This window comes from Pseudoalteromonas sp. AOP7-A1-14, from assembly GCF_052376275.1.
Taxonomy (GTDB): domain Bacteria; phylum Pseudomonadota; class Gammaproteobacteria; order Enterobacterales; family Alteromonadaceae; genus Pseudoalteromonas.
The window spans coordinates 36,542-42,748 of record NZ_JBQSVO010000017.1 but is presented as its reverse complement, the minus strand read 5'-3'; the positions used below and the strand labels follow the sequence as shown (position 1 = coordinate 42,748).

Sequence of the window (6,207 nt, the reverse complement as noted above, 5' to 3'; positions counted from 1 at the left end):
GAATTTATTCATAAAGACCTTATGAAAATGCTGATATAATGTCAGTGTTAATAAAAGCTTGGTTACAAATTTATTACAAAGCAAGGGATGTTGCTTCACAATAATGCACATGCTTTAATTAGCCGGCTAAAAATACAAGTACCCACCAAGGTTGGTGAGTAGTGCAATATTTAAAATAATTTTTATAATTTTTGGGATTCTACAATGGCGTTAAGCTGTAAATCACTCGCATCAATACTCGCAATAATAAGCATGACCGGCTGTACAATAGTACCAGGCAGCCACTTTGAAGGTATAGACTCAAGCGAGCAAACACAAAACCTCGAACAAGATCTCGAAAAAGTAAACATTCAACTAATTGATTCGCAACTAATAAATAAACAAAATCAAGCGCGTACAGCAGCCAAACCAATTTCAAACACCGATGGTCTGAACGTAAGTAACTACGAATATAAACTAGGTGTAGGCGATGTATTAACAATAGGCGTTTGGGACCACCCTGAGCTAACAATTCCTGCTGCAGTGCAACGTACCGCAGAATTTGATGGTTTTCGAGTGCAAGCTGATGGCACCATTACTTTCGCCTACGCACCAAATATACCCGCTGCAGGTAAAACAGTAGACGAAGTACATAAAGAATTAGTGAAGCGTTTAAGCCGGGTGATTGAAGACCCGCAAGTTGATATCAAAGTGGTTGGTTTTAGAAGCCAAAAAGCATACGTAACAGGTGAGGTTACCAAACCAGGTGTGTACCCTGTAACTGAAACTCCACTTACATTGATTGATGCCTTAAACCAAGCCGGTGGTTTAACCGCGGCGGCTGATTGGCGTACCGTTACTTTTACCCGTGGTGATAAAACCGAAATTATTAAACTTGATGATTTTTATGCCCATGGTGATATTTCGCAAAATCGTTTACTACAACACGGTGATATAGTGCACGTAAATCGCAACGATTTACAAAAAGTGTTTGTATTAGGTGATGTTAAACGCGCAGGTACAGTGGGGGTTAATCGTTATGGTTTAAACTTGGCGCAAGCACTTAGTGATGCTGGTGGTTTAAACGAAAATACAGCCGATGCTAATGGCGTATTTGTACTGCGTAAACGCAACCTTGAAACTGACGGCGTGATTGCCGATGTGTATCAGTTGCATGCAAAAAATGTAGCAGCGCTAGTATTAGCCGAGCAATTTGAATTGCAACCACACGATATTGTGTATGTAACCTCTGCACCGCTTGCTCGTTGGAACCGTGTAATTAGTTTACTATTACCATCAATTTCTACAGTTGATGCAGTTAACGACGTAGCTAACACTAATTAAGGGTTAATAAAAGATGTTTGATTCTGTATTAGTGGTGTGTGCGGGCAATATTTGCCGCAGCCCTACGGCTGAATACGTATTAAAAAATAAATTAGTAGGTAAAAACGTAGCGGTATCGTCGGCGGGTTTAACCGCCCTTGAAGGCAAACCTGCTGACGCAGTTGCGCAGCAAATTGCTACCGTTAATGGTATTGACATGAGTGAGCATCAAGGTAGGCAAATTAGCACAAGTTTAGTTGCGCAAAATAGCGTGATTTTAGTGATGGAGCAACGCCACCTAAGCGACTTATGCACCCGCTACCCTGAAGCCCGCGGCAAAACCTTTTTGCTAGGTAAGTGGATTGGCGATAAAGAAATACCCGACCCTTACCGCCAAAGCCAAGAGGCCTTTGAGCATGTTTACACATTAATCGATAGCGCCTGTAGCGCTTGGCAAAAGTATTTATAAGGAATGGCTAATTTAATGAATACCCAGCCTAATAATAAAAGTAATAACAACACACAGGCCACGCAAGAAATTGATTTACTGGCGCTACTAGGTGCATTGCTCGATCGCAAATATTTTATAGTCGCCGTAACCGCGTTATTTATGTTTGCAGGTGTTGTTTATGCAGTATTAAGCACCCCTGTTTACCAAGCAACAGCCATGATACAAGTTGAAGACGGCGGCGCATCAGTTCCTGGTTTCGACGATATGGCCGGCATGTTCGAAAGTACATCAGCTGCAGTAACCGAAATAGAGCTACTTAAATCTCGTTCAGTTATAGGTGAAGCGGTTGATACATTAAAGCTTGATATAACTGCAGAGCCCAAATTGTTTCCGTTTATTGGTAGTCGTGCATTTCGTAAGTTTACCCCTATGAATGAAGGTGAACTTGCAAAGCCAAGCCTAGGTGCAAAAAGTTATGCTTGGGGCGGTGAAAGCATCGATGTATTTAGGTTTGATGTACCGCGCTCAGCGATTGGCCAAGGTTTTACTCTGGTTGCACAGGAAAATAACAGTATTGCTTTAATTAATGGTGATAACGAAGAAGTTTTAACGGGTAAAGTTGGCCAAGAACTTACTAATAGTAAGTTTAATTTAACTATTCGCAGTTTGAATGCGCGTGCTGGCACTGAATTTATTTTAGCTCGCAAAGATCGTTTAAATACTATTTTAAACTTGCAAAGTGCTATTGGCGCGAGTGAAAAAGGTAAAGACTCAGGAATTATTAATTTAAGCCTGCAAAATACGAAACCTAATTACGCTGAAAAGGTGCTTGATAAAGTTGCTGCTATTTACGTACGCCGTAATGTAGAGCGTAATAGTGCCGAGGCACAAAAGTCGCTTGAGTTTTTAGAAGTTCAACTACCAGAAATTAAAAAGCAATTAGAGTACGCAGAGCAACGCTTTAACGACTACCAAATAAAGCGTCAATCAATAAATATAACGCTAGAAACACAAGGCGTTCTTGAACAAGTTGTTGAGCTTGAAACAAAACTACAAGAGCTAAACCTAAAACGATTAGAGCTGGGTCGTAAATTTAAAAAAGACCACCCAACCTATCAAGGTATGCTTGAGCAAATAGAAGCAGTTGAAAACCAAAAGCAAGAGCTAGTAGGTGAAGTAGGCAACCTACCAGAAACTCAACAAGAGCTACTACGTTTAAAGCGCGATGTTGAAGTAAGTAACGAAATTTACACAATGTTACTCGCTAAAACTCAAGAGCTAGATATAGTACGTGCAGGAACTGTAGGAAATGTACGTATTATTGATTACGCTGAGGTAAATACCTCAAAACCAGTTAAGCCCAAAAAAGCATTAATAGTGGTTATGGCCACGATGTTAGGGGGGATGCTGAGTGTCGCGATTGTACTAATACAAAAAGCGATGCATAAGGGAATTGAAGACCCCAATGATATTGAGGCTATAGGCCTGCCTGTTTACGCAAGTGTACCTTACTCTGAGCACCAAGATAAACTCACTGGTTTTGCTAAAGCACGAAAAAGGAAGCATAAAGAAGTAAATGAAAAGTCATTACTTGCTGTTGATAACCCTGCTGATCTATCAATAGAGGCGCTGCGTAGCTTACGTACTAGCTTACACTTTGCGATGATGGAAGCTAAAAATAATATTATTGCTATATCGGGCCCAAGCCCAGGTGTAGGTAAGTCATTTGTATCGGTTAACTTAGCGGCTGTATTGGCACAAAGTGGTAAAAAAGTACTGATCATCGATGCCGATATGCGTAAAGGTTACCTACAAACCCAGTTCGGCTTAAAGTGGGATGACGGCTTGAGTGATTACCTATCAGGGCGTTTAAACCTTGAGCAAATCACTAAATCAACTCAGGTTGAAGGGTTGAACGTGATTACCCGCGGGCAAATACCCCCAAATCCATCAGAGCTATTAATGCACAGTAACTTTAGCAAGCTAGTGGAAGAAGTAAGCGCAGCATACGATATAGTAATTGTAGATACGCCACCAATTCTTGCAGTAACAGATCCTGCAATTGTAAGTGCTCACACTGGTACTACGTTATTAGTAACCCGCTTTGGCCAAAACCATCTTAAAGAAATAGAACTGACCCGTAATCGCTTTGAACAAAACGGTACTGACGTAAAAGGCGTAGTATTTAATGGTGTAGTTAAAAAGGCCAGCAACGCCTACGGTTATTACGGTTACTACAACTACGAGTATAAGTCAGATAAGTAAGGGAAAGGTACTAGGTTCTAGGGAAGAGACTAGGAGCTAGGACCTAAAACCTAGAGCCTATGTATTAAAACGTAGGAGACAGCTTTAGCCGCGAAAGGGAAAGGTACTAGGTTCTAGGGAAGAGACTAGGAGCTAGGACCTAAAACCTAGAGCCTATGTATTAAAACGTAGGAGACGGCTTTAGCCGCGAAAGGTTTAAGTTATTTAGTCTCTAGGACCTAGGACCTAAAACCTAGGACCTAGGACCTAAAACCTAGGACCTAGGACCTAAAACCTAGGACCTAGGACCTAGGACCTAGGACCTAGGACCTAGGACCTAGGACCTAGGACCTAGGACCTAAAACCTAGAACCTTTGGTTTCAAATGTAGGCTCGGGTTTATCCCGCGCTTATTATAGTAAAAATGGTTTGTTAGACATTGCGTTAAGAGATTTTGTAAAGCATACGTTAATCTCTTCTCGTTTACCCTAGCGCACTTATTTTTGTGTAAATGGTTTATGTAGGTCGGGCTTTAGCCCGAAAAAGAGGAAGGTTCACCACAGAGGCCTCGAAGACTAAAGGTACTAGATTAAAGGTACTAGATTAAAGGTACTAGATTAAAGGTATTAGGAAAGAGACTTGATCCTAAAATCTAGCACCTATGTCTTAAAACGTAGGAGCCGGCTTTAGCCGCGAATGGTTTCTCAGTGTAGCAAAGCGACTCGGTGCCCTCGGTGGTAAAACATTTTGTAGGCGGGGCTTTACGCCGCGTACACGTAGCAGCGGGTTTATCCCGCGTCTGCAAATTAAAATTATTATAATGTTCTTTGCTTAAGTATGAATTGTTATTATTCAATCCATGCAGCATGTATTAATATATTTAAGGATTGAGTTAATTTGTATGTTTGGGATTGGTTAGGTGATAAGTAAATTTATTAATACAGATGATAAGCGCAGACTGGTCGGTAACTTCTTTTCGCTTATAGTTTTACGTGGTTTTCAATTCTTGATCCCATTGATCACGTTGCCCTATTTAGTGCGAACTATTGGTTTGGACAATTTTGGACTAGTTAATTTTGCTTTGTCATTAGCCTTATATTTTGGCGCTGTAATTCAGTTTGGCTTTGGTATTACAGCAACTAGAGAAATAGCACGCAATAGAGATAATAAAGTTAAACTAAGCCAAATATATTCAGTAACTTTAACAGCTTCATTTTTGTTGGCAGTTTTTAGTATTGTTGTATTTAGTTTAATAGTGATGCTTTTTGATAAGTTTAATCAGTATTTGCATTTATATCTATTTGCTATGATGTTTGTTGTTTTTCAGAGCCTATTTCCTGTCTGGTTTTTTCACGGAATGGAAAGGATGAAGTACATCACTTTTTTAAGCTTAGGTACTAACATCATGTTTCTTATTAGTTTGTTTGTATTTGTTAAACAAAAAGGTGACTTTATACTAGTTCCTTTGCTCAATGCAACTTCTGCATTTATAACGCTTTTCATCGCAATCATATTAATAAAAAAACAATTCAAAGTGCAATTTATTAGGCCCAAAGTTCAAGAGTTAAAATTTACTTATCAAAAAGGTCAACATGCATTTGTAAGTCAACTATTGCCTAATCTTTATAACAACTCAGCTGTTTTCTTGCTAGGTTTATTTACTAACAACAATATAGTAGGTTTATATTCAGCTGCGACAAAAATTATTGATGCTGTAATTTCGTTTGCCTATATTTTATCAAATACGTTTTTGCCTTACCTGTCGCGCAATTTAAAAAAACATATAATTTTTCAAAAAATTATGATGACATCAGGTTTGGCGCTAACTTTCGTCACTTTTATAATGGCGGATTGGATTACGAAATTATTATTTAGCGCAGACAACATCGAAGTATCGTTATATATCCAATCGTTGGCAATTTGCATTTTTCTGCTCTTTACAAGCAGGACCTATGGAACTAACTTTTTAATGCTTATTGGAAAAGATAGACTTGTTAAAAATATTGCACTCTATACCTCGCTAATTTTTTTTGGGATCGCACTTATCATTATCCCGCTTTGGGGCATTTGGGGAGCTATAATCGTTTTGATTGGTGCTAGGTTAACAATGGCTATATTTCAGTTTTGTTTTTACCTAAAACACAAAGAATTAAGGGGAGAAGATGATTAAGTAACATCTTGCCAGTTAACGAAGGCTGATACCTAAATCTG

The 6,207-nt window shown here is 39.2% G+C and carries 4 protein-coding genes; all 4 read left to right on the top strand.

Annotated features, from left to right (window positions below; all coding sequences use genetic code 11):
• Positions 1–204 precede the first annotated feature (204 nt).
• The 4 genes from ACT3RM_RS05015 to ACT3RM_RS05000 all read left to right on the top strand — a co-directional run bounded on the left by ACT3RM_RS05015 (position 205) and on the right by ACT3RM_RS05000 (position 6,166).
• Positions 205–1,323: a polysaccharide export protein gene (locus ACT3RM_RS05015; RefSeq protein WP_441995922.1), complete on the top strand. Its 1,119-nt coding sequence runs from the start codon at positions 205–207 to the stop codon at positions 1,321–1,323.
• Positions 1,324–1,336: 13 nt separating this feature from the next.
• Positions 1,337–1,771 carry a low molecular weight protein-tyrosine-phosphatase gene (locus ACT3RM_RS05010; protein ID WP_192542882.1) on the top strand — a complete coding sequence of 145 codons (435 nt, stop codon included), beginning with the start codon at positions 1,337–1,339 and terminating at the stop codon, positions 1,769–1,771.
• Between the two features lie 15 nt (positions 1,772–1,786).
• Positions 1,787–4,018: a polysaccharide biosynthesis tyrosine autokinase gene (locus ACT3RM_RS05005; RefSeq protein WP_444511341.1), complete on the top strand. Its 2,232-nt coding sequence runs from the start codon at positions 1,787–1,789 to the stop codon at positions 4,016–4,018.
• 897 nt (positions 4,019–4,915) lie between these two features.
• Positions 4,916–6,166, top strand: coding sequence for an oligosaccharide flippase family protein (locus ACT3RM_RS05000; RefSeq protein WP_441995083.1), 1,251 nt, complete (start codon positions 4,916–4,918; stop codon positions 6,164–6,166).
• The last annotated feature ends 41 nt before the right edge of the window (positions 6,167–6,207 follow it).